26 protein-coding genes and 1 rRNA gene are annotated in these 26,914 nt (G+C 43.9%); 14 read left to right on the top strand and 13 right to left on the bottom strand.

Annotated elements, in window-relative coordinates:
* A 16S ribosomal RNA gene (locus BHC51_RS00880) occupies positions 1–703 on the bottom strand; the annotation flags it as partial.
* Between the two features lie 379 nt (positions 704–1,082).
* Positions 1,083–1,982 (bottom strand): Rossmann-like and DUF2520 domain-containing protein, encoded by a 900-nt coding sequence (locus BHC51_RS00875; RefSeq protein WP_100123437.1) that lies wholly within the window; start codon positions 1,980–1,982, stop codon positions 1,083–1,085.
* Positions 1,983–2,116: 134 nt separating this feature from the next.
* Here BHC51_RS00875 and minC point away from each other — a divergent pair, with 134 nt between their 5' ends.
* From minC to dtd, 5 genes are all read left to right on the top strand, one after another.
* A complete protein-coding gene (gene minC, locus BHC51_RS00870; protein WP_100123438.1) occupies positions 2,117–2,860 on the top strand; it encodes a septum site-determining protein MinC in 744 nt (247 codons plus the stop codon).
* 82 nt (positions 2,861–2,942) lie between these two features.
* Positions 2,943–3,758 (top strand): septum site-determining protein MinD, encoded by an 816-nt coding sequence (gene minD / locus BHC51_RS00865; protein ID WP_100099758.1) that lies wholly within the window; start codon positions 2,943–2,945, stop codon positions 3,756–3,758.
* A gap of 3 nt (positions 3,759–3,761) precedes the next feature.
* Positions 3,762–4,031, top strand: coding sequence for a cell division topological specificity factor MinE (minE, locus tag BHC51_RS00860; RefSeq protein ID WP_100099759.1), 270 nt, complete (start codon positions 3,762–3,764; stop codon positions 4,029–4,031).
* The gene (locus tag BHC51_RS00855; RefSeq protein ID WP_100099760.1) at positions 4,028–4,954 is read left to right on the top strand and encodes a LysR substrate-binding domain-containing protein; all 927 of its coding nucleotides are present in this window, start codon (positions 4,028–4,030) and stop codon (positions 4,952–4,954) included. Before minE ends, BHC51_RS00855 begins: the two co-directional genes overlap by 4 nt.
* 177 nt (positions 4,955–5,131) lie before the next feature.
* Positions 5,132–5,566, top strand: a complete 435-nt coding sequence (gene dtd / locus BHC51_RS00850) for a D-aminoacyl-tRNA deacylase (RefSeq protein WP_100153105.1) — start codon at positions 5,132–5,134, stop codon at positions 5,564–5,566.
* Between the two features lie 38 nt (positions 5,567–5,604).
* On the opposite strand, the gene BHC51_RS00845 is transcribed toward dtd, so the two are convergent.
* From BHC51_RS00845 to BHC51_RS00830, 4 genes are all read right to left on the bottom strand, one after another.
* Positions 5,605–6,252 carry a hypothetical protein gene (locus tag BHC51_RS00845; RefSeq protein ID WP_100153104.1) on the bottom strand — a complete coding sequence of 216 codons (648 nt, stop codon included), beginning with the start codon at positions 6,250–6,252 and terminating at the stop codon, positions 5,605–5,607.
* Between the two features lie 263 nt (positions 6,253–6,515).
* Positions 6,516–7,076, bottom strand: a complete 561-nt coding sequence (locus tag BHC51_RS00840; protein WP_218966355.1) for a DNA-3-methyladenine glycosylase I — start codon at positions 7,074–7,076, stop codon at positions 6,516–6,518.
* Positions 7,077–7,131: 55 nt separating this feature from the next.
* On the bottom strand, positions 7,132–7,698 hold the full coding sequence (locus BHC51_RS00835) for a TMEM165/GDT1 family protein (RefSeq protein WP_100153108.1): 567 nt from the start codon (positions 7,696–7,698) through the stop codon (positions 7,132–7,134).
* Positions 7,699–8,018: 320 nt separating this feature from the next.
* Complete coding sequence (locus tag BHC51_RS00830) at positions 8,019–9,476, bottom strand: DASS family sodium-coupled anion symporter (RefSeq protein WP_100153107.1); 1,458 nt, start codon at positions 9,474–9,476, stop codon at positions 8,019–8,021.
* 401 nt (positions 9,477–9,877) lie between these two features.
* Here BHC51_RS00830 and dnaK point away from each other — a divergent pair, with 401 nt between their 5' ends.
* The 4 genes from dnaK to BHC51_RS00815 all read left to right on the top strand — a co-directional run bounded on the left by dnaK (position 9,878) and on the right by BHC51_RS00815 (position 16,044).
* On the top strand, positions 9,878–11,812 hold the full coding sequence (dnaK, locus tag BHC51_RS00825) for a molecular chaperone DnaK (protein ID WP_100153103.1): 1,935 nt from the start codon (positions 9,878–9,880) through the stop codon (positions 11,810–11,812).
* A gap of 316 nt (positions 11,813–12,128) precedes the next feature.
* Positions 12,129–12,296 (top strand): hypothetical protein, encoded by a 168-nt coding sequence (locus BHC51_RS12560; protein WP_180295724.1) that lies wholly within the window; start codon positions 12,129–12,131, stop codon positions 12,294–12,296.
* A gap of 122 nt (positions 12,297–12,418) precedes the next feature.
* Complete coding sequence (locus BHC51_RS00820; RefSeq protein ID WP_100149155.1) at positions 12,419–13,588, top strand: alpha-hydroxy acid oxidase; 1,170 nt, start codon at positions 12,419–12,421, stop codon at positions 13,586–13,588.
* Positions 13,589–13,767: 179 nt separating this feature from the next.
* The gene (locus tag BHC51_RS00815; protein ID WP_100153102.1) at positions 13,768–16,044 is read left to right on the top strand and encodes a Tex family protein; all 2,277 of its coding nucleotides are present in this window, start codon (positions 13,768–13,770) and stop codon (positions 16,042–16,044) included.
* 86 nt (positions 16,045–16,130) lie between these two features.
* Here the strand turns inward: BHC51_RS00815 and BHC51_RS00810 are convergent, their stop codons facing one another.
* Together BHC51_RS00810 and budA are read right to left on the bottom strand one after the other, a co-directional pair.
* Positions 16,131–16,571 carry a hypothetical protein gene (locus BHC51_RS00810; protein ID WP_143557414.1) on the bottom strand — a complete coding sequence of 147 codons (441 nt, stop codon included), beginning with the start codon at positions 16,569–16,571 and terminating at the stop codon, positions 16,131–16,133.
* 113 nt (positions 16,572–16,684) lie between these two features.
* Complete coding sequence (gene budA / locus BHC51_RS00805) at positions 16,685–17,386, bottom strand: acetolactate decarboxylase (protein WP_100153101.1); 702 nt, start codon at positions 17,384–17,386, stop codon at positions 16,685–16,687.
* 375 nt (positions 17,387–17,761) lie between these two features.
* On the opposite strand from budA, the gene BHC51_RS00800 reads away from it, so the two are divergent.
* The 5 genes from BHC51_RS00800 (at position 17,762) to BHC51_RS00780 (ending at position 20,805) form a co-directional block, all read left to right on the top strand.
* A complete protein-coding gene (locus BHC51_RS00800) occupies positions 17,762–17,974 on the top strand; it encodes a hypothetical protein (protein WP_257384749.1) in 213 nt (70 codons plus the stop codon).
* A gap of 168 nt (positions 17,975–18,142) precedes the next feature.
* A complete protein-coding gene (locus BHC51_RS00795) occupies positions 18,143–19,303 on the top strand; it encodes an MFS transporter (RefSeq protein ID WP_100123442.1) in 1,161 nt (386 codons plus the stop codon).
* Between the two features lie 17 nt (positions 19,304–19,320).
* Positions 19,321–19,527, top strand: a complete 207-nt coding sequence (locus tag BHC51_RS00790; RefSeq protein WP_257380293.1) for a cyanate hydratase — start codon at positions 19,321–19,323, stop codon at positions 19,525–19,527.
* Between the two features lie 26 nt (positions 19,528–19,553).
* Positions 19,554–20,147 carry a uracil-DNA glycosylase family protein gene (locus tag BHC51_RS00785; protein ID WP_100153100.1) on the top strand — a complete coding sequence of 198 codons (594 nt, stop codon included), beginning with the start codon at positions 19,554–19,556 and terminating at the stop codon, positions 20,145–20,147.
* Positions 20,148–20,175: 28 nt separating this feature from the next.
* A complete protein-coding gene (locus BHC51_RS00780) occupies positions 20,176–20,805 on the top strand; it encodes an NAD(P)-dependent oxidoreductase (protein WP_100153099.1) in 630 nt (209 codons plus the stop codon).
* A gap of 82 nt (positions 20,806–20,887) precedes the next feature.
* Here the strand turns inward: BHC51_RS00780 and BHC51_RS00775 are convergent, their stop codons facing one another.
* From BHC51_RS00775 to BHC51_RS00755, 5 genes are all read right to left on the bottom strand, one after another.
* Complete coding sequence (locus tag BHC51_RS00775; RefSeq protein ID WP_100153106.1) at positions 20,888–21,772, bottom strand: lipid A biosynthesis lauroyl acyltransferase; 885 nt, start codon at positions 21,770–21,772, stop codon at positions 20,888–20,890.
* 205 nt (positions 21,773–21,977) lie between these two features.
* Positions 21,978–23,507, bottom strand: a complete 1,530-nt coding sequence (locus BHC51_RS00770) for a DHA2 family efflux MFS transporter permease subunit (RefSeq protein WP_100099771.1) — start codon at positions 23,505–23,507, stop codon at positions 21,978–21,980.
* Positions 23,508–23,715: 208 nt separating this feature from the next.
* Entirely contained in the window at positions 23,716–24,912 is a 1,197-nt protein-coding gene (locus BHC51_RS00765; protein WP_100099772.1) for an efflux RND transporter periplasmic adaptor subunit, read from the bottom strand.
* Positions 24,913–24,950: 38 nt separating this feature from the next.
* Positions 24,951–26,399, bottom strand: coding sequence for an efflux transporter outer membrane subunit (locus tag BHC51_RS00760; RefSeq protein WP_100153098.1), 1,449 nt, complete (start codon positions 26,397–26,399; stop codon positions 24,951–24,953).
* 18 nt (positions 26,400–26,417) lie between these two features.
* Complete coding sequence (locus BHC51_RS00755; RefSeq protein WP_100099774.1) at positions 26,418–26,912, bottom strand: MarR family transcriptional regulator; 495 nt, start codon at positions 26,910–26,912, stop codon at positions 26,418–26,420.
* Positions 26,913–26,914 lie beyond the last annotated feature (2 nt).

The following is a 26,914-nucleotide window of genomic DNA, read 5'->3' as shown; positions in this document are numbered from 1 at the left end:
CTCTACGCATTTCACTGCTACACGTGGAATTCTACCTCCCTCTGACACACTCTAGTTACACAGTTTCAAATGCACGTCCCAAGTTGAGCTCGGGGATTTCACATCTGACTTATTTAACCGTCTGCGCTCGCTTTACGCCCAGTAATTCCGATTAACGCTCGCACCCTACGTATTACCGCGGCTGCTGGCACGTAGTTAGCCGGTGCTTATTCTTTAGGTACCGTCAGCACTGGATGGTATTAACACCCAGCTTTTCTTCCCTAACAAAAGTCCTTTACAACCCGAAGGCCTTCTTCAGACACGCGGCATGGCTGGATCAGGGTTCCCCCCATTGTCCAAAATTCCCCACTGCTGCCTCCCGTAGGAGTTTGGGCCGTGTCTCAGTCCCAATGTGGCGGATCATCCTCTCAGACCCGCTATGGATCGTCGCCTTGGTAGGCCTTTACCCCACCAACTAGCTAATCCAACATCGGCCGCTCAAATAACGCGAGGTCCTAAGATCCCCCGCTTTCCCCCTCAGGGCGTATGCGGTATTAGCCATCCTTTCGGACAGTTATCCCCCATTACTCGGTACGTTCCGATGCATTACTCACCCGTTCGCCACTCGCCACCAGAGAGCAAGCTCTCCGTGCTGCCGTTCGACTTGCATGTGTAAAGCATGCCGCCAGCGTTCAATCTGAGCCAGGATCAAACTCTTATGTTTAATCTTAGCTTGTTGCAATACCAAAGTTCCCTTTAGTATCACTGGTCTGCTTCAAAGTTATTGACAAGATATGTTTTTATCTCGTCTCTCTGAATCAGTGTGAGGCTTATCCGCACTCACACTTATCGGTAATCTGTTCTGTTAAAGAGCGTTGCTTTCGACTGCGTTCTACTTTAAACTGTTTAGTTCGTTTCGTGTCGCGTCATCAGCGAAGAAGGCGAACTATACGCCCCCGAAGTACCACTGTCAACAACTTCTTCCGATTATTTTTGGAAATTCTAACAACCAAATGTTTTTAAATAATTTTATTTTAATGCATTTAGCCTTGGGTTGTTTTGTTTTAATCAGTCTCTTAGATATATCGCTCAATTTGATGGTTCTAGTCTCCTTTTAAAGAAAGGATTTGCAGTATCTGCTGGTATTTATCTTCACTTAATGTGCTTAAGTTTAAAGTTTGCTCTGCCAGTGCTTTATAAATTATTTGTTCTGAAGGTTTTAGAGCCTGCCAGTGATGGGCGATTGTGTTGCTATCACCTCGTTTTATCGGGCCGGTTAATGCCTCTGCTGGAGACATAATTTTTAGCTGATCCAGATTTTGCTGCATTAGCTGGTTTACTAGATCTTCTGCTAAATTTTGTGGCAAAGATAAAGATGTCAATATATTTCGAGCATAAGCATTTAATGTAACTAAGAAGTTGGCACTGATAGTAAGTGCGGCGTGATAGCGATTTTTTTGACAAGCATCAATATTAAAACTGTTCAATTTTGCTATTTGTGCCAGCTGTTGCAATAAAGGTAATGCTGCGCTATCTCCTTCTATCGCGCATAGATGGCCGGCTAATGTGTTAATTGCTGTTTCAATTTTGGCAAAAGCAAATACTGGATGCAGCGATCCTGTTAATGCTTTCTGCTTGTTTGTTACTAACACTTTACTGCTTAATGCTCCGCTAAAATGTAATATTAATGTATCGGCGGTTATCCAATCTGCCTGATTAATTTGTTTGCTGATTGTTTCAATGGCCTGATCACTGACGCCTATGGCTAAGATATCAGCTGGTGGTAAGGTGTGTAGCTGTTTATGAAGCTGAATATGCGGTATATAGTTTTTAAGATGCTGTGCGGCTGTAAAACTGCGGTTCCATGCCGCCTGTATACTTACTTGCTTGCTTTGATGCCAGATGACGGCCAATGTTGAGGCAACTTTACCGGTACCGATAATATTAATGCGTGGTATAGATGACTTTTTCGTTTGAGTGTGTATGGTAAAAATGTCAGTCATTATCAATTTTTCTTGGCTAAAGGATGATTATTTTGTCTAAGGCTATGGGTTGTAATTGAAGCCGCTTAATCAAAACGGTACACTTCGGTACTTATTCTATATTCTAATCATAATTTATTTGGGCAAACACGTTAATGAAAGCTGCTTTTAATGTGAAATCCGCGCGTCTGGATACACTATCAGTACAGTTACTGTCTGATGACCTGACTTTGATTAACCATGAACTAAAGCAACGGGCTGAACGTTTTGGAAACTTACGTAATATGCCTTTTACTCTGGATATGCAAAATCTTGCCAATCCAGCAACAGTGGATTTGGGAAAGTTAATTGCGCTGTTTGCACGACATCATTTACGCATTATAGCCATTCGTCATTCTGATGTAGCTTGGGCCAATTTGGCTAAACAACAAAATATAGCTTTTAGTATTTTGCCGGAAGAGCAGGCGAATTCACGGGTTAAGGCTGTGGCCGAAGTGCTTTCCCCACCATCGGAAAATGTTACTAAAGAAAAAATTGTTTCATCAGTGACCGAAAATGCCCAGCCTACACTGGTTATTGATCGTACGATCCGTACCGGGCAGCAGGTTTATGCGGAAAAATCTGATTTGATTGTTCTGGGACTGGTTAGCGAAGGCGCAGAAATCATTGCTGATGGCAATATTCATATTTACGGCCCTTTGCGTGGGCGTGCTTTAGCTGGTGCTGCTGGGAATAAGGATGCTCGTATTTTTGCTCAGTCTATGCAAGCTGAGCTGGTATCTGTGGCAGGTATTTATCGTATATTTGATCAGCAGTTACCAGCACATTTAGATCATCAACCTGTGCAGGTTTTCCTGCAAAATGACCGGCTGGTACTGAGTGCGATTCAGGCACATTAATTTATTCAAACACATGATTTTATGTGTTGCTAATTTGTGAATGAATTAATGGATTCATTTATATAACAAAAGGAATTTAATTGTGGCAAAGATTATTGTGGTGACGTCAGGTAAAGGTGGTGTTGGTAAAACCACGACCAGTGCCAGCATTTCAACAGGTCTGGCTTTAGCCGGCCATAAAACTGCGGTAATTGATTTTGATGTGGGCCTGCGTAATCTGGATTTGATTATGGGTTGTGAACGCCGTGTAGTTTATGACCTGATTAATGTTATTCAGGATGAAGCTTCTCTTAATCAGGCGTTAATCAAGGATAAGCACTGCGATAATCTTTATGTTTTACCTGCCTCTCAAACCCGTGATAAGGATGCGCTTACCCGAGATGGGGTGGAAAAGGTTTTAAAAGCCCTGACTGACAAGATGGGCTTTGAATATGTGGTCTGCGATTCACCAGCGGGTATTGAGCAGGGCGCATTGATGGCTTTGTACTTTGCTGATGAGGCAATTGTAACCACTAACCCAGAAATTTCCAGTGTACGTGACTCTGACCGTATTCTGGGCATTTTATCCAGTAAATCCCGCCGTGCTGAAACTAATAGTGCTCCAGTAAAAGAGCATTTGCTGATTACACGCTATTCGCCTGAACGAGTTGAAAAAGGTGAAATGTTGTCTGTTCAGGATATTCAGGATATTTTGCGTATTCCTTTGATTGGGGTAATTCCTGAATCGCAAAATGTGTTGCAGGCTTCCAATTCGGGTACGCCTGTTATTTTGCAGGAAAATTCTGTAGCCGCTGAGGCGTATAAAGATGTGGTGGCGCGCCTATTGGGCAAAGACCGTCCAATCCGCTTTCTGGATGCTGAGAAAAAAGGCTTTTTCAAGCGTCTGTTTGGAGGTTAAACCATGTCTATAATGGATTTTCTTTTTGGCAAAAAGCAACAATCCGCTCAGATGGCACGAGATCGTTTGCAAATTATTATTGCGCAGGAGCGTGCTACGCAAACACCGGATTATTTGCCTACGTTGCAAAAAGAGCTATTGGAAGTATTATCAAAATATGTTCATGTTTCTTTAGACGATATTCATATTGCCCAAGAAAAAAAAGATGGCATGGATGTATTGGCATTGAATATTACTTTACCGGAAACAGGAAAGAAAAAGGCCAGTGAATGACGCTGACTGAATTGCGCTATATTGTGGCTGTAGCTCAGGAAAAACATTTTGGACGTGCTGCCCAGCGATGTTTTGTGAGCCAGCCTACTTTATCTATTGCAATTAAGAAGCTGGAAGAAGAGTTAGGGCTGACATTATTTGATCGCAGCAGTAATGAAGTCATGACAACTGATGCTGGCCAGCGAATTGTGCTACAAGCACGCCGGGTGCTTGAGGAGGCAGATCGTATCAAGCTGATGGCAAATCAGGAACAAAGTGAGCTGGAAGGGATATTTAAGCTTGGTCTAATTTTTACAATTGCACCTTATTTATTACCGAAACTGATTTTGTCACTGCGGCAACTAGCACCTGAAATGCCGTTACAACTGGATGAAAACTACACTGACGTACTAACGGACTCACTCAAGCGTGGTGCTCTGGACGCAATTGTGGTTGCTGAACCATTTCATGAAACGGGACTGGAAACCATTCCGCTCTATGATGAACCTTTTTTCGTTATTGTTCCAAAAGGTCATATTTTTGAGGAATTAGACGAAGTTACGCCAAAACAGCTGGGCGAAGAGCGTGTATTATTGCTTACAGAGGGTAACTGTATGCGGGATAATATATTAGATAATTGTCAGGAATTGGCCGCGCGTCAGAAGATTCTGGGTTTATCGAATAATATTCAAGGAAGTTCTATTAATACAATCCGGCATATGGTTGCTAGTGGTTTGGGCATTAGTGTAATGCCTGCTACGGCATTAACGGAAAATGACCATTTGTTGTTCAGTATTATTCCTTTTACTAATCCGACGCCAGAACGGCGTGTGGTATTGGCCTCACGTCGCAATTTTGTCCGCCCCAAAGCCCTACGTATGATTAAATCTGCTATTTTGTCTTCGCAGTTAACTGGAGTACAGTTTATTCATGATATTGATTAAGCTTTATTGATATAAGAAAAAACGCCTGTGTTTAAGCAGGCGTTTTTTCTTATATAGGATTTTTGTTTTCTTCAGATGATCAATTTTGGTTGTCTGCCTGTATGGTGCTTTTTTAATCTGTACTGATAGAATAATCTTCTAAGGTGAAAAACTAAACGTGTTTTAAATAGGATATTTATGATTGCATTAATACAACGCGTTAAACAGGCCAGTGTTTGTGTAAATGGTGAAACTGTCGGCCAGATAGAGCAAGGATTGCTGGTTCTGTTAGGGATAGAACGGGGTGATGATCTGCAAAAAGCTGAACGTCTTTGTGACAAAGTACTAGGTTATCGGGTTTTTTGTGATCAGGATGGTAAGATGAATTTGAATGTTCAGCAGGTGAATGGCCAATTATTGGTTGTCTCACAATTTACTCTTGCTGCTGATACAAAGAAAGGTACGAGACCAAGTTTTACTAAAGGTGCAACGCCATCTGAAGCCAATCATTTATACAATTATTTTGTTGAGTTATGCCAAAAACAGCTTATTACTAAAACTGGAATTTTTGCAGCAGACATGCAGGTTTCTCTGGTTAATGATGGACCGGTAACGTTTTGGCTACAAGTTTGATTGTTGTCTATGGTTTAAAATATGGATATTGGCTAATTTTAATATCGGCTTAACTCTTGTTTCAATACACGAATATTGGCCTGTCGATCGGTAACATTCTGCTGCCAGCGCTGAATTTGGGCAACAATGCCCTTTTTTTGTGCCTGATGCAGCTGCTGCTGAGCTGCCATCAGCGCACGTTGTTCACTGGCAATATCACGTTGTACTAACTGCTTTGGCGTTAGTTTGGGCACAACAATTATTTTTGCTGGTATTGTAGCTACGTTATTTTTATTTTTAATCGCAGTAACTGTATCTGGCTTTGGTGTGTGCTGGCGCAGTAGGGTACCTATTTTAGGTGTTGCCGGTATTTTCATTAAATCGCCGTCACGGCCAAATTCAGCACTATACCAGAGACGTTGTAATTGCTCTAACCCCGGGGCATTCTGATTTTCCAATGAATGCTTTTTTAAATCATCACTTTCTGTAGGTGGATGTTTGGCAATTTGGCATTGAACATCTAGAGGTTTAGTGGTGTAGCTGACATGGTTATTTGCCAGTGGACACGCATACCAAGTCACCACTGGTACAGGTTCGCTGGCCGCAGATGTTGTGGTTGTTTTATCTTCAGCCCAAACAGAGTTTGAATAGCCTGATAACAGTACGCAGGCACTTAAATAAAGACCACGTCCGAACTTGTTTTGCATGACAAAGGCTCATTGCGTCTGAATTAAAAGATTAAACTCTAAAAACAAACAGATTTGTATCTCAACTACTCTGATTAAGTTAATTAACCAATAAAACTGCATATTAAGTCAAGGAATATGATTATACGATAAATTATTTATTGTGCTCATGTTTTATCACAGTTTTTACCTTCATGACATATGATTTATTAATTTGTATATTTTTTGCAAACAAATTTTTGGTTTATTCTGCTTACATAGGTATATATACGAACTGGCTACTTTTAATGCTGGGCGCAAAAACAACTAGTTAAATGATCATTTACTAATCCCATTGATTGCATAAAAGCATAACAGATGGTGGGTCCGACAAAACTAAAGCCACGATGTTTTAATGCTTTAGACATAGCAGCACTGACTTTTGTTTGTGCCGGCACTTCAGATAAAAGTTTATAGTGATTGATAACCGGTTGATAATTGACAAATGACCATATAAAGCTGGCAAACTCTTCACCATGCTGCTGCATGGTGAGATAGGCATGGGCGTTGTTAATGATAGACTGCAATTTGGCCGGATGGCGAATCAGCCCCGGATTTTGTAGCAATGGTTCGATATCTGTGATAGTAATAATTCTATGTGGGTTAAAATTGTAAAAGCAACGTCGGTATTCCTCACGTTTTTTTAACACTGTAATCCATGATAAACCAGCTTGCTGTCCTTCCAGACAGATTTTTTCAAATAGTTTTTGTCCGTCTTTTTGCACCTGCCCCCATTCATAATCATGATAATGCTGATAGAGGGGATCTGATTTAACCCAGTCACACCGTTTCAACAGTTTTTGCATGGTCTTTAGATGAGTCCGATAATATTAATAAATCTGCTCTGTGATCCCAGATACTTTAATTTAACCATGTCTGAATCAGAGTAATAACGCCTAAAAGACAAAATAATAAGCAGGCACCTATACGGATTCGATTGAGAGGTAAGCGTTGCATCAGCCAGTTGCCAAAAAATATTACAGGAACATTTGCCAGTAATAAGCCTACGGTACTGCCCAATACTACTGAGTATAAATCACGATATTGTGCAGCCAGTAATATTGTAGCGATTTGGGTTTTATCCCCTACTTCTGCCAAAAAGAACAATATTGCTGTAGCCACAAACGGACCATAGCGCATAAAACGGGTATCTACCCCTTCATCTTTGTCTGGTTTTAACAGCCATAAACCCACCACTAGAAAACTGAAACCTACTACCCAGCCCATTAATTGAGGTGTAAAAAAATGCGCCACTTCAACCCCAAGCCAAGCAGAAACAATATGATTAAGTAAGGTAGCACATAGCATACCAGAGATAATGGCATATTTTCGGGCAAAGCGAGTAGCAAGAAATAAAGTCAGTAATTGAGTTTTGTCACCAATTTCAGCCAAAGCGACAGGAACTACAGAAGATAGAAAAGCATGAATCATTTTTAGAATACCGTTGGCGGGCATAAAGACAAAAGACACGATAAAACGCCCGCCATAGCGGTTTTATCCTGTCTCAAGTCTCGTTAATCCACCATTTAGTAGACGTTACGACCATACAGCAAAAGCTGTAAATATGTTGACCGTAACCACAGGTACTGAAGAAATCACCTGTGCAACTACTCCCTTAAGGCAATGCATCATAACCGATTCCAAACAGAAGCAACAAGTAAAATCGCTGTCAAAACCATTGAATTTGATTTTAAACAACAAAAAAGGCTGCCATAATTTTGGCAGCCTGAGAGAGTGAACAGATTGGATTAATATAAACCCAGAACTTTCCACCATATACCACCGATAACCACGAATATGATCAGTTCAAGTACGCTCATGATGAAACCAACTTTCCACCATTCGCCTAATGTAACGTAACCAGAACCGAATACTACAGGTGAGGTACCAGTAGCATAATGAGTAAGCGTCATCATGATGCTGGAGGCGGCGGCCATCATCAGTGCAAATAGCATAGGAGGTGCACCTAATGCCAAACCGGCAGAATAGAAAGCAGCAAACATGGCCGTGATATGTGCCGTGGTACTGGCAAACATATAGTGTGCATACATATAAGCCAGTAATAACAGTGCACATGCACCCATCCAGCCCATACCCAGACTACCAATACTGGTTTCCAATACACCGGAGAACCAAGTAATTAGCCCCAGTTTATTCAGGAAAGTAGCCATCATTACCAGTGCCGCAAACCAAGTAATGGTATCCCATGCACTTTTTTCTTTCAGAATGTCGTCCCAGCTTAATACACCGGTTAACAATAACAGTGACAGACCAATGAATGCAGTAGTGGTTGGGTCGACAGTAAAGGCTTTGCCAAACAGCATGGCCGGTATACCTGCCCACAGAATTAGTAATACTGCAAAAATACCCAGCATGATTTTTTCATCACGGGTCATTGGTCCTTGTTCTTTCAGGCGCTCTTTAGCAAATGCAACTGCATTAGGAGTCTGCTTGATTTCAGGCGGATACATCCAATATATGAACAATGGCATTAGAAACATGGCTACCAGACCAGGCAATAACATGGCCAGCGCCCATGTACCCCATGATATATGTATATCATAGTTTGTTGCTTTGCCTACAAGATCCACAATTAATGGATTAGGTGCGGTAGCAGTAATAAACATGATTGAGCTGATAGGGTTGGCGTGGTAGTTAACCAGAGCCAGAAATTTACCCATGCGTTTTTCTGTACCTTTTTCTGGATCAGAATCATAGCTGGATGCAATAGACTTCATGATTGGATGAATAATGCCACCACCACGTGCTGTATTACTTGGTGTCACCGGAGCCAGTAACAGTTCCACTACGGCCAAGCTGTAGGCAACACCCAATGTGCGTTTACCCCACAAACCAATAAACAGATAGCCAACACGTGCACCCAAGCCGGTTTTTAACAAGCCGCGTGAAATCATGATAGCCACACCAATCAACCAGATCAGCGGGTTACCAAAACTGCTCAGCGCATCATTCATGGCTTTGCTAGGGGTATCTGCGGTAACCCCGGTTAATGCCACAAGCATAATAGCAATAATGGATAATGCTCCAATTGGCATGGCTTTACCAATAATAGCCGCAATAACACCCACAAACATGGCCAATAAATGCCAAGCCTGAGGTGACACCCCTTCTGGTATCGGTATAGCAAACCAGATAATCAGGCTGATTAACAGCGCTACGGCTGCGGGAATGGGTTTGAACCCAATTTTTTCAGGCATACAACATACTCCTAGATCATGAAGATATAGATACAGCCAGACAGAAATCGTTAATATTAAGAGTGATTATAGACTCTTATTGTTATATACCGTCTGATATAGAGCAAAAAAGCATCAGACGGTATTAATCAGATAAGTAGAACGATTTTACTGTTCAAGCCTGAATGAATATAACATATAACCATGTAAGCAAACGCTATTGATGTTAAAGCAGACTTTCTTGTCACTATTATTTGGATAAAATTTGCAAAACTATGCTTGAAATCGTCTCAGGCATACCCATTTACGATTCATTAGCAATAGTATAGCAGTGGTTTTGAACTACTTATTTGTAGCCGTACGATAATGGCGCAAATTACGAAATTAAATCATTAGGAGATTTTTAAATTATGGCAAAAGTAATCGGTATAGACTTGGGTACTACCAACTCCTGTGTTGCCATTTCCGAAGGTGGCCAGACTAAGGTAATCGAAAATGCTGAAGGTGCGCGTACTACCCCTTCTATCGTAGCTTATCTGGATGATAATGAAATTTTGGTGGGTGCACCGGCCAAACGTCAGGCTGTAACCAACCCCAAAAACACTATTTATGCAGTAAAACGTTTGATTGGTCGAAAATTTGATGATGCTGAAGTACAGCGCGATATTAAATCAATGCCTTTCCAAATTGTTAAAGCCAATAACAACGATGCATGGGTAGAAGCTCATGGCGAAAAACTGTCACCTCCGCAAGTTTCTGCCGAAGTATTGCGCAAAATGAAAAAAGCGGCTGAAGATTATCTAGGTGAAAAAGTAACTGAAGCTGTAATTACAGTACCGGCCTATTTTAATGACAGCCAGCGTCAGGCTACTAAAGATGCCGGTCGTATTGCTGGTCTGGACGTAAAACGCATTATTAATGAACCGACTGCCGCTGCTCTGGCCTTTGGTATGGATAAGGGCGAAAAAGGCGACCGCAAGATTGCTGTTTACGACCTTGGTGGTGGTACATTTGATATTTCCATTATTGAAATTGCCGAAATAGATGGTGATAAGCAGTTTGAAGTACTGGCTACCAATGGTGATACATTCCTCGGTGGTGAAGACTTCGACCAGCGTCTGATTAACTACATTATTGACGAATTCAAAAAAGATCAGGGAATTGATCTGAAAAATGATGTAATGGCCTTACAACGACTGAAAGAAGCTGCTGAAAAAGCCAAAATCGAGCTTTCTAGTGGTCAACAGACTGAAATCAATCTGCCTTACATCACTATGGACGCTTCCGGTCCAAAACATTTGGCTATGAAGATTACCCGTGCCAAATTCGAAAGTCTGGTAGAAGATCTGATTACCCGTTCTATCGAACCTTGCCGTACTGCAATTAAAGATGCCGGCCTGAGCGTAAACGATATTAACGATGTTATTCTGGTAGGCGGTCAGAGCCGTATGCCAAAAGTACAGGAAGCTGTTAAAGATTTCTTTGGCAAAGAACCACGTCGTGACGTTAATCCAGATGAAGCTGTTGCTGTAGGCGCTGCAATTCAAGGTGCGGTACTGGCTGGCGATCGTAGCGATGTATTGTTGCTAGACGTAACACCATTGTCTCTGGGTATTGAAACCATGGGTGGCGTGATGACCAAGCTCATCAATAAAAATACCACCATCCCAACTAAGGCAACGCAGACATTCTCTACCGCTGAAGATAATCAGAGTGCTGTAACCATCCATGTATTGCAAGGCGAGCGTGAACGTGCTTCTGCCAACAAGAGTCTGGGACAATTTAATCTGGGTGATATTCCTCCGGCTCCACGTGGTGTACCACAAGTAGAAGTAACTTTTGATATTGACGCCAACGGTATTCTGCATGTATCTGCTAAAGATAAAGGCACTGGCAAAGAAGCCAACATTACTATTCAGGCATCTTCTGGCTTAAGCGAAGAAGAAATCGAACGAATGGTAAAAGATGCTGAGGCCAATGCTGAAGAAGATCGTAAACTGGCTGAACTGGTAGCCAGCCGCAATCAGGCTGAGGCACTGATTCACTCTGTACAAAAATCTTTAAGCGATTACGGCGACAAACTGGATGCTGCTGAAAAAGAAAAAATTGAAGCGGCCATCAAGGAAGCTGAAGAAGCTGTTAAAGGCGAGGATAAAGCTGCGATTGATGCCAAAACTGAAGCCTTGGGTACAGCCAGCCAGAAGCTGGGTGAAATGATGTATGCTCAGGCACAGGCAGAAGGCCAGCAAGCGGGTACTCAGGCAGAACAGCCACAAAACAAGGGCAACGATGATATCGTTGATGCTGAATTTGAAGAAGTAAAAGACAAAGAGAAAAAAGGCTAATTTCTTCTCTTTATAATATCTAACCCCACTTGCGAGTGGGGTTTTATTTTATCTGCGCTTTCTGCCAGATAAAGCCTTTTTTTTCAGAATATTTGCCCTGACAGAAAAAAGTGATTACATTCATACTTGACATTAGCTGAATTAAAACTCATTTCAGGTACTGCTTGCCAGCAATTTGCAGGCAAAGTAAATGGATAAATAGTCTGTAGTTGCAATCATTTAGCGTATATGTCAAAAAACAGACAGGTTTGCAATCTGGTCGTTACAATAATTGAATTAGTTATTTACAACAAAGAGATTTTTACTGGAGTAAAAAATGGAATTTAACATTTTGCTCATTCTACTTGGCCTTTGTTGTGCCATATTAACGGCTGGATTTTGTGGACGCTCACAACGCTGGGGGCCATGGACAATGCTGGTTGGCATTAGCTGTCTGCTGATTCTGATTATGGTGATGATTTATAAACTGTCACGTGTTGTTTGAATACAAGCAGCCATCCATCTGTATGCACACCATTATGGCAGATCAGATAAAATTGATGTATAACATTATCTTATACAGTTAAAACTGCACCCATAAAGAATATTTGAAAAATAGGTAACCACATGCAAAAAAAATTAAGCAAAATGACCTGTATCGAAGACTTGCGCAAAGTTGCCAAGCGCAAAGTACCAAAAATGTTTTACGATTATGCCGATACCGGTTCGTGGACAGAATCTACCTATCATGCCAATAGTGCTGATTTTCAAGGAATTAAACTGCGTCAGCGTGTATTGACCGACATGACAGGTCGCACGCTGGAAACGACAATGGTCGGCCAGCAAGTAAAAATGCCTGTGGCACTGGCACCTACAGGATTAACCGGTATGCAACACGCTGATGGCGAGATTCTGGCGGCACGGGCGGCAGAAAAATTTGGTGTACCATTCACCCTGTCCACCATGTCTGTCTGCTCCATCGAGGATGTTGCAGAAAACACCAGCGCCCCTTTTTGGTTTCAACTGTATGTGATGCGTGATCGTGAATTCATGCGCGATCTGATTCGCCGTGCTCAAGCTGCACAATGTTCCGCGCTGGTGGTTACTGCCGATTTACAGGTACTAGGACAAAGACATAAAGACATCAAAAATGGCCTGTCTACTCCCCCTAAACCAACCCTGCGCAACTGGATGAATCTGGCTACCAAACCAGAATGGTGTCTGGCCATGCTGAATACTCAGCGTCGCACTTTCCGCAACATCGTTGGCCATACCAAAGGTGTTGCTGACATGACCTCACTGTCCTCATGGACATCTGAACAATTTGATCCGCGTCTGAGCTGGAAAGACATAGAAGAAATCAAGGATTTATGGGGGGGAAAACTGATTATCAAAGGTATCTTGGATGCTGAAGATGCTGAAATGGCAGTGAAATCTGGTGCAGATGCGATTGTGGTATCCAATCATGGCGGCCGCCAGCTAGATGGTGCCCCCTCTACTATCCATGCTTTACCCAATATTGTCTCTGCGGTAGGTAATAATATTGAAGTTTGGCTGGACAGTGGTATCCGCAGTGGTCAGGACGTTCTCAAAGCCATTGCCATGGGTGCCAAAGGTACATTGATTGGTCGAGCATTCCTATATGGTCTGGGCGCATATGGTGAAGACGGAGTAAAACGCGCATTAGAAATTATCTATGATGAAATGGATACCACCATGGCCTTTACTGGACATACCGATATTAAAGCCGTCAACACGGATATTTTAATACCCGGTACTTATCCTGTTGCCAGATAAATTCATCTAATTCAAACAACATTTAGGGCTATTTGTTTCAAACAAATAGCCTTTTTTATTGATACAGGCCGCTAATACAGCTTAGGGCAATATTTACTGGCGATTTTCACATACAGGAACAGGTGACAAAGCTTCTGTAGCCAGCTATGCTTGCCTTTTTGATTGCAGATTAAATTGTTATGAACATCACTGAGAAAATTGCTTCAGAACTGAATGTTGCTTCTGCACGGATTCAGGCAGCGATTGACTTGCTGGATGATGGCGCCACTGTACCGTTTGTGGCACGTTACCGCAAAGAAGCTACTGGAGGTCTGGATGATACTCAACTACGTACCCTTGCTGAACGCCTACAATACCTGCGTGAATTACAGGAACGCAAACAGACAGTACTATCCAGCATTGAAGAACAGGGCAAACTCACTGATGAATTGCGGCAGACCATAGCAGCAGTTGATAACAAAACCGCATTGGAAGATATTTATCTTCCCTTTAAGCCCAAACGCCGTACCAAAGCACAGATTGCCCGCGAACACGGACTGGCACCTCTGGCTCAAATCCTGCTGACTCAGCCAGACCTGAATCCAGAAACTATCGCACAAAACTATTTAAATGATAATGTAGCTGATAGTAAAGCTGCACTGGATGGTGCACGTGCAATTCTAATGGAACAATTTGCCGAAGATGCCACTCTGATTGGCCGATTACGTGATAAATTGTGGCGCGAAGGAGAAATCCATGCCTCCGTACTTGAGGGTCAGGAAAGTACTGGCGAGAAATTCAAAGACTATTTCAACCACCGCGAACCGATTCACAGCATGCCCAGTCACCGTGCACTGGCCATATTACGCGGCCGTAATGAAGGCATACTGTCACTCAGTCTGAAATACCAGCCAGATGATATACCGCTGAGTGAACAGAGTATTTACGAACAACTTATTGCGCAGCAGTTTGGTATTACCGATATGGGACGTGCAGCCGACCGCTGGTTACGCGACACCGTACGTTTAAGCTGGCGTGCCAAAATTTTCCTGTCACTGGAACTGGAAGCCTTAAACCGGCTTAAAGAAAATGCAGATCAGGCGGCCATCAGTATCTTTGCTCAAAATCTGAAAGATTTACTACTGGCGGCACCAGCTGGACGGTTCACCACTATCGGCCTTGACCCTGGTATCCGTACTGGCGTAAAGGTAGCAGTAGTTGATGATACCGGTAAACTACTGGAAACCGCCACTATCTACCCGCACCAACCACGTAACGACTGGAAAGGCGCACTAACCATACTAATGCATCTGGTTAAACAGTATAAAGTTCGGCTGATCGCCATCGGTAACGGTACAGCCAGCAGAGAAACTGACAAACTGGCCGGCGAGCTGATTCGCACCCTGCCCGATTACCACCTGCAAAAAATCGTTGTCTCCGAAGCTGGCGCATCTGTTTATTCTGCTTCTGCACTGGCAGCCAAAGAATTTCCTGATTTGGATGTTAGTCTGCGTGGAGCTGTTTCTATTGCCCGCCGCCTGCAAGACCCACTGGCTGAGTTAGTTAAAATCGACCCTAAGTCCATTGGCGTTGGCCAGTATCAGCATGATGTTAACCAAAGCCAGTTAGCCAAAAGCCTGGATGCCGTAGTTGAAGACTGCGTGAATGCAGTGGGTGTAGATGTTAATACCGCCTCAGTTGCGTTACTCGCGCGTATTTCTGGCTTGAACAACACACTGGCACAGAATATTGTCAGCTATCGCGACCTAAATGGTGCTTTCTCCAATCGCCAGACTCTGCTCAAAGTACCTCGTCTAGGCAGCAAAACTTTTGAACAAGCTGCCGGCTTTCTGCGTATTCAGGGTGGAGATGAACCTCTGGATGCCAGTGCCGTCCATCCCGAAAGCTATCCCATTGTAGCCAGAATGCTTAAAACAGCTCAACTGCGTGCCGACCAGCTGATCGGTAACCGCAATGTAATTAAGACATTGAAACCCACCGATTATATCGATAATAACGTTGGCTTGCCTACCATTAACGACATCCTGGCCGAGCTTGAAAAACCCGGTCGTGATCCCCGTGGTGAATTCCAAACCGCTACCTTTGCCGACGGTGTGGAAGACATAACTGATCTTCAGTCCGGCATGATACTTGAGGGCGTAGTCAGCAATGTGGCGGCCTTTGGAGCTTTTGTTGATATCGGCGTTCATCAGGACGGATTGGTACATGTTTCTGCACTAGCCAACCGTTATATTAGCGATCCGCGCGATATTGTTAAAGCCGGTGATGTAGTTAAGGTTAAAGTAATCGAAGTTGATATACCTCGTAAACGCATCGCTCTATCTATGCGTCTAAATGACGATGCCCAACCTACATCACAACGGCACGAACGCCCACGCAAACAGAATAGCAGAACACAAAGTTCCGGTAGCACAGATAATGCCATGGCTGCTGCTTTTGCTCGTCTAAAACAATAAATAATAGCGAATAAAAACAACAAGGGGGCATTAACTGCCCCCTTTTCTGTTAAACCAGAAAAATAATTCACAGCACTACAGCACACCTAACGGCAATCTTTACCAGACAGCAGTACACTTACCTGCGAATGATCCTGAAAAGTATAAACATACACAAAATCAAACCCGCCCAGCAACATACGCCGAGTCAGCGGCTGGCGGCAACTCTGCTGTAAATCCTTTTTTACCGATTCCACATTGAAATTATCCCGATTACGTTTACTATCCAGCATAGTATACGAATAATAAATTGTCTGATTATGCCGTACCGCCGCATTAAACATAATTTGTTTATGCTTTTGGGGCAGCTTCTTTTGTAACGCCAGCAGCTGCTGATCAACAGATGTTGTCAACGCCGGATCAATCGCCAGCGGCATATGCACCGGCTGGCTGGCTTCTTCTGATGAAGCTGTGACAGAATCAACTGGCTGCCGGTTACATCCGGCCAGCAAGCATAGACAGAATAGCCCACAGATTATCTTTTTCATGGTTTACACTTTCAACACAGGTAGCAGGCAGGTTATCCAGCAGTACCAGTAAACTCCACCATACCCCCTTAAATCTGTTCTGGATAACCAGAAAGCAGTGTAACACGCTCAGGCTAATTTTCTACCTGTTTAATAATTTTATTTAAATCATCCATTTTTAAGTTTTTGCGCAAATATTCCTCGTTCACAGGCAGCATAATTTCAACCGACTGCTTACGCTCAAACGCCAGCTCAGCTTTGCTGGCCATAAAATCAATTACATGTCCACCCAGTTTATGTGTAGTATCAATAAAATGCAGATGAAAACCGGCTACTGATAACTCCTTGAAAAACTCTGGCGTCCAGAAACCGATTAAGGTACCGGTTACATCTTCTACCGTATCTACTACCTGCTGCTCAAATACCTTAACCACCGACGGATAAGGTTTATGTTGAACAAACGGACGGCGGATTTTCAACTCATCAAAGCGACCACTAATTTTTACTGCCACAAACACATTATCCAGCAATAAATATTGCGCCAGATGCCAATACAGATTGTTTTTACTTACATCGTTAACATCCACCACCTTATCCGGCTGAAATGTAGTTACCTGTACAAACGGCAAAAGTTCATCATTATCCATTACTTTTACCGCCTTATCGCCGTCTGCCTCCAGAAAATCTTTATTGATAATCACCTCTCCAGCAAGTGCATGTGAACAGCCTAAACCAAAATCACCATATTCTTTTACTTCTCCCACACTGAACACCCCATCAAACAACCCTGCCATCAATGCATTAATTGATGAAAACTGAACGATCACTTTTTTCATTTTACTGCTCCCAAACTAAATATTATTTATATATTAATATATTCCATATTACATCATTACACCTTAAATTAATGTATTTTTAGCAGTTTTTTTATCTCAGCTTGATTTAGTTCATGTTGTTTCAAAGATATCATAAGCAGCAAATCACCCTATTAGTTAGCTATTAAAAATACTGCCATATGCGAAATTGACAAATTGTTCATCACAACCAATCCTGCTATGGTATGAATAGCTTTTATTATTTCCAGCTATGATTCAGACCAATTCAACCAGCCAAGCCGCTCTGACAAACAAACCATGCAAACTTTTATATACTATTTTCTAGCCGCAATTGCTGAAATCAGCGGCTGTTTTTCATTCTGAGCGTGGCAACGCATGCAGAAATCTGTACTCTGGCTGCTACTGGGTACACTGTCTGTACTGTTGTTTGCGTGGCTGCTCACATTGGTAGAAAGTAATTTGGTAGAAAGTAATATTGCTGGGCGCGCATATGCAGCCTATGGCGGAATTTATATTAGCTGTTCGCTATTGTGGGCGTGGCTGGTGAAGGGTCGCAACCAGACAAATGGGATATCAGTGGCGCATTGATGTGTTTGCTTGGTGCATCAATTATGCTGCTGGCTCCATAGGGCTGAATTTCTGCTTAGTTTATCAATTTCTGCTGAGTGTGAAATTTACGTACACGACAAGTGACAAGCTGGCAGGCTGCGTCTAAACTTACTGGTATTGCTGCATAGACTATGGCTGTAGATTATTATGCTATTGAAAAGTTTACTTTCGTTGTCGTTAGGCACATTTGCTCTGGGTATGGCTGAGTTTAGTATGATGGGAATACTACCAGACGTGGCCACTGCACTCAGTATCAGCATTACACAAGCCGGACATTTTATTGCTGCTTATGCAATAGGTGTATGCTGTGGTGCTTGGTTACTGGTATTAAGTTACCGTTTACCGCCCAAAACCATCCTGCTATCACTATCAGTACTGATTGCGATTGGTAATTTACTAGCGGCAATATCGCCTGGTTACACAACTCTGCTAGTAGCACGTTTTATTTCCGGCTTGCCACATGGCGCATATTTTGGCATCGGTTCAATTGTCGCTACCAAACTGGCACCACCCGGACATTCAGCGCAGGCAGTAGCAATGATGATTGCAGGAATGACAGTAGCCAATCTGCTTGGCGTACCAGTCGGCACATGGTTAAGTCTGCATTTAAGCTGGCGGCTGGTATTTACTTTAGTAGCTATAGTGGCAATTGTGCTGGTGTTTACTTTACAACGTTTTATTCCGCAAATAGAACGACTACCGGATACCGGCATTCTGGGACAATTCCGTTTTCTAAAATCAGCAGCGCCTTGGCTGATTCTGGCGGCCACCACCTTAGGTAATGGCGGGATTTTTTGCTGGTTCAGTTATATCAGCCCATTATTGACACAGGTATCCGGTTTCAGTGGCAATCAGGTTAGTTTACTGATGGTACTGGCTGGCGTCGGTATGGTGGCAGGGAACTGGTGTGGCGGCCGACTGTCTGATCGCTATACACCGGGACAAGTAGCCGCCAGTTTACAGGGATTGGCTGCTGTGACATTGCTACTGATCTTTATGTTTGCGTCTACCCCTTGGCTATCAGCCACACTAATGTGTATATGTACATTCTGTCTGTTTGCCGTATCGGCACCGCAACAACTGTTATTGCTGCGCCATTCCCCGGGCGGAGCAATGCTTGGCGCAGCCAGTGTACAGATGGCATTCAATCTGGGTAATGCTATTGGTTCATATAATGGCGGACTGGCCATCAGCCATCACTGGGGTTATCAATATCCAGCGTTACTGGGTGTACCACTGGCCTTATGTGGCTGCGCCTGTCTGTTGTGGTTCCACCGCCGCTATGAAAACCAAGGGCAACTTATCTAAGACTTACGGAGATTATGATGAATAATTCTATACCGCAGAATATCAGGCAACGCATGCAAATAGCAATCAAAAATGGCAATAAAACCGAACAGCAGCGCCTGTGGCATGAATATAGTGGTCAGCAGGGCTTTTCCAATGAGTGGGTAATGGCAGCACGGCTAGGTGAACCGGGTTATACAGATGAACAGGCACATATGGTTGCCTGCCTGTTTGGTCGCTGTTAGCCAGTACGATTACATTATGAGTATTTATGGTTGAAATGATGGTTGAAACACATCCGCTTGCTCCCTTTTTACCAGCCAATGCCCGATTGCTGATGCTTGGCTCGTTCCCGCCACCGGCTGCACGCTGGAAAATGCATTTCTACTATCCGAATCTACAAAACGATATGTGGCGCATTTTCGGGCTGGTGTTTTTTCAGGACAAACATTATTTTTTCACCGATAACAATAAAGCATTTAATGAGTCGCTAATTCGTGCTTTTTTATCTGAACGAGGCATTGCTATTAATGATACAGCCTATCAAATTAGGCGCCTGCAAAACAATGCGGCAGATAAATTTCTCGAAGTAATTACCCCAGTAGATTTACCGGCATTACTGGCACAGATTCCGGACTGCCAACATATAATGACTACCGGCGATAAAGCTACCAGTACATTACTAAAGCTTCTGCCAACTGATACCGTAGCACCGACTATTGGCCATCCCAGTAATACCACACTAAACGGCCGACACTTAACTTTATCCAGACTCCCCTCTTCTTCGCGTGCCTATCCACTCGCACTGGCACAAAAGGCTGCCATTTATCGGGACTATTTTTATAATATTGGCTTATTAAACTAATTCTGACTATATTAGCGGGAGAGCATTAATGCATATTTTGGTTTTTGGTGCCAGCGGCGGCGTTGGCAAATCTTTGGTTGAACAGGCACTAACCAATGGTGATGAAGTGACTGCTACATTGCGCACACCGGAAAAATTCAATTTACAGCATCCCAGTTTACATATTCGTCGCTGTGATGCGTTTGAGACTGCTGATGTTGCAGCATTGTTTGCCGATAACTGCCATTATGATGCTGTGGCTTCAGCCCTGAATACCAATCAGGGCATCAAACCGGGTAATGATTTACAACGTATGCTCAGTAATATTGTCCCGCAATTGCAAAAACATAGAATTCAGCGCATCGTATATTGTGCTTCTGCCGGCGTGGATAATGAACTGGAGGGTGAACGAGGTCAGGCTGCAATGGAATTTTTACGTCATCCGCTGGCAGACCATCGCTCAGCTATAGAGCAGATTCAGGTGGCTGGTCTGGCTGCAACAATTGTGCGTCCACTGGGCTTAACCCATGGTACATTTAGCGGTAATTACATTGAAGCGGTACAGGGTATTCCGGCCGGCAGCGGTCGCATTGCCCGTGCAGATGTAGCACATTTTATGCTGAAAGCACTACATAACGATGCATATATCGGCCAGTCTGTAGCATTATCTGGTGTCTGAATAAACAATTGCTGCCAGAGAATTAAATCATGGCAGCAGTATTTCTTTGACTGATTATTGGCCATAACAAATAGCCAGTTTTTTATTTGTGAATTTTCTGGTAAAACGATGCCTCACCCTCCGGTCGGGTTTTAAAACGTTTATGCAGCCAGTAATACTGTGACGGATGTTCGCGTACCCGCGCCTCAATAAAATCATTCATGCGCTGTGTATCGGCAACGATGTCCTTACTGGGAAAATTGTCCCATTGTGGGTAAAAACGCAAGGTTACACTGCCATCAGCCTCGCGGGTCGGAATCGTTGGGATAACTTTAGCTTTCGTTAAAGCCGCAATACGACTCAGTCCGGCAATCGTAGCAGTAGGAATCGCAAAAAAATTCACAAAAATCGATTCACGCCGGCCAAAATCCTGATCAGGCAAATAAAGAAACGGAGCGCTACTGCTTTTGATTTTCTTGATAATGGCACGCAGCCCTTCCGTGCGCCCAATCAGAAAAGCATTGTTATAACGTTGGCGACCCTTCAGAATCTGCGCATCCAATTGTTTGTTTTTCTGATGCGAATAAACGCTAATCAGAGGAACATCCTGATTGAGAGCATATACGGCTGCCTCAAAAGCAGTAAAGTGCGGATAGAGTAAAATTACTTTTTTACCGGCAGCCAGTGCTTCATCCAGATAATGTTTGTCCTGATAGCGCACCAGTCTTTTCAGCCGTCCGGCATCGCCATACCAATACAGACCATATTCCAGTAACAGCATAGACATATGGTAAAAATGTTCGCGTAATACTTTACGCCGCTGCTGTTCAGTCCATTCGGGAAAACAGTGGCGCAAATTAATCAGACCAATACGCCGCCGTGGTGCTACCGCATAATAACTTAACCAGCCCACGCATCGTGCCAGCGCGTGAATCATACGCAATGGCAATAATTGCAGCATATACAAAAAAGCAAACGCCAATTTCATCATCATTACTAATACTACCTAACTGATCATCACCAGCCATGGATTTGAACGCTATCTATTGTACACAAGCTGCCGCCACTTTACATTCACAGTTGTATATAACCATTCATATAGCAACATAATGGCATACTGTTGTATACAAAAAGAACAGAAAATAAAACGGCCTGTACAGCATGCACAGGCCGTTTTAGCCAATACCGGCAGACTAATGTGCTCCGCCGCCACCGCCACTACCAAACGGTGGTTTAGCAAACCATACCAACGCAATCAGAATTAAGAAAGTTAAGCCATACAGCCAGAACAAATCATTAGCGCCCATAATATGTGCCTGCTGACCAATGGTCTGCTCAATCGACCCCAAAGGCTGCACGCCACTTAAACCAAGCTGATTCATACCCTGAATCGACTCATTCATAGCGCTGTTATAAGGATGAATGTTTTCTACCAATTGCGTATGATGCAAAGCCTCACGTTTATCCCATAATACATTTACCATGGAAGTACCAATACCACCGGCCAGAATCCGCACAAAATTGGAAATACTGGAAGCACTGGCAATCTGCGCCCCAGACATATTAGATAAAGTAATCTGAGTCAACGGCATAAAGAACATTGCCATACCAATTCCCTGCACAAACTGCGGCCAGAATACATCCATAAAACTCATGCCGCCATTAAAATTAGTACGCCAGAAAAAACAAATAGCGTACACAGTAAAACTGATGGTTACCAGCACACGCATATCCAGCCGGTTACCGAATCTACCAATCAGTGGTGACAGCAATACAGGAAAAATACCAATAGGTGCCGTTGCCAGTCCTGCCCAAGTAGCAGTATAGCCAAGCTGCATCTGTAACAACATCGGCAGCAGCACAATCGCACCCATATAAGTCATATAGGCCGTACTAAGAGTAATTACCCCTACAGTAAAATTACGGTCTTTAAACAGGCGCAAGTTTACAATCGGATATTTGGCATACCATTCCCAAATGACAAAGTAGCTCAGACACACCACAGCAACAACAGCCAAGATAATAATTTCATTGGACGAAAACCAGTCCAGCTCATGACCGCGGTCAAGCATCATCTGCAAGGCGCCTACACCTACTACCATCAGCGATAAACCCATACGGTCGATTGGCTGCTGTACAGTTTCAGTTTCACGTTTTTTCAGCATATGCCATGAAATACCTGCAGCAAGCAAACCAATTGGCACATTGATAAAGAAAATCCAGCCCCAATGCCAGTTATCACTAATGATACCGCCTAGAATCGGCCCGAAAATCGGCGCCACAATAATTACCATCGACCACATGGCTAATGCCATCGGTCGTTTTTCCGGCGGATAGGCAGCCATCAACAAACTTTGCGACAGCGGAATCATAGGCCCGGCTACAGCACCCTGCAACACTCGGAAAAACACCAATAATGCCAAACTAGGTGCAATACCACATAAAAACGAGGCCAATACAAACGACAGTGTTGCCGCAACAAAAACTTTCACTTCACCAAAGCGGCGCGCCAGCCAACCAGTAAGCGGTACTGAAATAGCATTCGCTACAGCAAACGCAGTAATCACCCACGTGCCCTGACTATTGGCTGCACCCAGATTACCAGTAATAGTTGGCAATGCCACATTGGCAATGGTGGAATCCAGCACCTGCATAAAAACGGCCAGTGACAGTGCCACCGTAACCAGAGCAAGTGCCGGACCTTTTAAAGGAGAATGCGTCATTCAAGCAGCCTTATTGCAGAAACGTTCTTCATTTTGCAGCACATCCGCAAATCTATGCCCACAGGTACAGACAATGCGATTCACAAAGACGATGCTTCTGAAATTACAATAAATTCAAGCCAAATCATTACCTGAGTAAAGTCTGCTGGTAGCAAGGTCATAATGCCCAGACCAGCAGTACCCAGATTACGATTCGGCATTAACAGAATCAGGGAGCATACTGGGCAAAAATCTGCTCAATCATATTATTGATTGGTGTCCAGTCAATCGCAGCCATATTACCATTAGAGGAAATCGCATTTACCGCGGTTAAATCCTGACCATTCTGATTACGCGTATTTACCTCAACATCCATTGATAATCCTACCCGCAACGGATGCGCAGCCAATTCCTTCGGATCCAAAGCAATACGCACCGGCACACGTTGCACCACCTTAATCCAGTTACCGGTTGCATTCTGTGCCGGTAAAAGAGAAAACGCAGCACCAGTACCGGCAGACAAACCGATTACCTTACCGTGATAGATTACTTTACTACCATACACATCCGCTTTGATTTCTACCGGCTGCCCGATACGGATTTTAGCCAACTGGCTTTCCTTAAAGTTAGCATCCACCCATACATTATTCAGAGGTACTACCGCCATCAATGCCGCACCAGTAGCCACTTTCTGGCCTAGCTGAACATTGCGTTTGGCAACCTGTCCATCTACTGGTGCCTTGATTTGGGTACGCTGCAAATCCAGCCATGCACTTTTCAGATGGCTCACCGCAGTCATCACTGCTGGCTGTTGGCGCAGCGGAACATTATGACCTAACACCGCTTTTGCCGCATTTTCCTGCCCTTGCATAGCTTTCAGATTTGCCTGAGCTTCCAGCACCGCATCACGTGCATGGCTTAGCTCTTCAGCAGAAATGGCATCCGTGCCAGCCAGGCTTTGACGACGCTGCAAATCTGCCTGTAGACGTTTTAGCTGAGCTTGTTGCGCTGCCACCTGTGCACTAGCCTGATGCGACTGAGCAGTTTGTTGCTGATTCTGACGAATCGCATTAATCAGCTCATCGTGTGCCCGTTCAAACGCCAGCTGCATATCACTGTTATCCAATTCAACCAGCACCTGCCCAGCCTTAACAGTTTGCGTATCATCCACATTCACCTTTTGCACCGTACCAGTAATCTGCGGTGTAATCTGCACCAGATGACCATTCACATAAGCATCGTCGGTAGATTCTTTATGCTGCCAAACCAGCAGATACATCAGCAGAAAGCACAGCCCAATCAGCAGAAATACTACAGTCAGCATCACCAGCTTGCGCTTGCGGCCAGCCGGTACACGTTCAGACTGCGGCTGAACCACTGGTTGTGAGGTTATTACCGCCTCGTTAGTTTGCTTTTGTTCACTCATACGTAAATAGCTCAATAAAATAGAAAAATAACAGTAAATTAACGAGTAGCCTGAGTATCTGAAAGCTGAAAACTACCTCCCAAAGCAGCATGCAGACTATTCCAACTCTGTTGTTGCCAAGCAGCAGTTTTAACCAAATCAGCACGTACACTCAAAGCAGTATCTTCGCGTTGCAGTTTAGTAATAGCATTGTCTAGCCCCGCTGCATGGCGTTTGCTGCTGGATATCGCATTCCTCTGTGATATCAGAAAGGCCTGCTGCTGTAATGGCAGAGCCGCCGTACTGTGCTGATAATCACTAATAGCATCCGCTGCCTGCTGCAAGGCAGTTAGTACCGTTTTATCGTATTGGGCTACCTGTTCATTATAGGCAGAACGTTTACCCGACAATGCTGCCTGCAAACTACCTGAAGTAAAGATAGGCAGAGAAATGGCTGGCACAATACCCAGCATCCGTGAAGAAGAATGCACCAGATCAAACGCATCCACGTGCGCCAGACCGGCCAGACCTTTAATTTCAATATTAGGATAAAATGCCGCCTCTGCCACCTTAATACCAAAATAATTCGACTGTAATAAAGCCCGTTGGGCGGCAATATCCGGCCGCTGTCCCAGAATATCCGCACGCAGGCCATCAACCTCCACTTCTGGTACCTTACCCAGCGGCAATGGAGTCATTGCTGGCATCTGGTTTGGCGATAAACCAATCAACGCAGCCATACTGTGGCGCGCTCGTTCTATATCCGCCTGCGTCTGGCGCAAAGCACTTTGCAAACTCAGTACTTTTTGCGTAAAAGCATACTCATCACTGGCTGGTTGCAGACCAGCACCAATCCGGTTTGCAACCAGCTTTTGCAACTGCTGATTCACCCCGATACGCTGTTGCAAAATATTCGCCTGTTCCTGCAACAACTGCCATTGCGTATATTGCGCCACAATACCTTGACTTAGCACCAGCCGTGCCTGCTCCTGCTGATAGGCAGCAGCAAGACGCGAACCTAACGCAGCCTTAATCAAATTACGCTGCTTACCCCAGAAATCAAAACTATAATTAACGGCCACAGCAGCCATTTCATTACTGAAAACATGATTCGGGTCATCACCAGCTCGACTAGAGTCCGGTTTCGGATTCAGATATGCGGCTACTCCATTTGCCTGTACACCTACCTGTATACCCGCTTCACCTCTGGCACCACGCCATTGTGCCTCCGCCTCCGCAATACGTGCGGCAGCAATACGCAAATCCGGTGCGTTGGCCAGGCCTGTATCCATAAACTTATTCAATAGCGGCTGATTCAGATCCAGCCACCAGCTCTGCTTAGTCTGGACAGACTGTCCAGCAGGTAATTGCAACTGGGTTGCATCCTGTGGCATTTGCAAATCTGGCTGCTGGCCAAAATTAGCACAGGCAGACAACAGCAAAGCAACCGAACTAACAAGGGATAACTGACAAAATCGGAATCGCGGCGCGGATACAGTTAGTTTCATGCAGATCTCAGCAAAAAGTTAAACAGCAGTTAACAACTTGGTTAACAACTGTTGCAATTGTTCATATTCCGGTTCACTCAGGGCTGACCATACCCGCCGGCGTACCTCATTGGTTTCCGGACTAACCAGCTGAATCAGATTTTCACCAGCTTTGGTTAACTTCAGCGTAATTTTACGCCGATCAAAAGGATGAGTAGTGCGCGTTGCCCAGCCATTGAGTACCAAAACATCAGACAAACGAGTTGCACTGGTACGGGTTAGATTCAGAATACTGCTCAGTTCTGATGGCAAAATCTCATGATTTGGCCGCGCATAAATCGCCAGCAACGCATGCCACAGACTTTCCGACAAATGGTGCTTACGCAAACGTTCATTCAGCTCACTTTGGATAGTCGTATTCACCAGACGGACTAACCGGCTGAGCATCACCAACTGAACATTCATGCTTGGCATTTTCACGGCCAGCACCCCTAAAGTAGCTTCCAGTTCGGTAGCAGAAAGAGAGAAAACCATGT

The organism is Snodgrassella alvi (genome assembly GCF_002777745.1).
Taxonomy (GTDB): domain Bacteria; phylum Pseudomonadota; class Gammaproteobacteria; order Burkholderiales; family Neisseriaceae; genus Snodgrassella; species Snodgrassella alvi_D.
The sequence above is the reverse complement of the archived record's forward strand: the minus strand, read 5'-3'. Positions and strand labels throughout refer to the sequence as shown.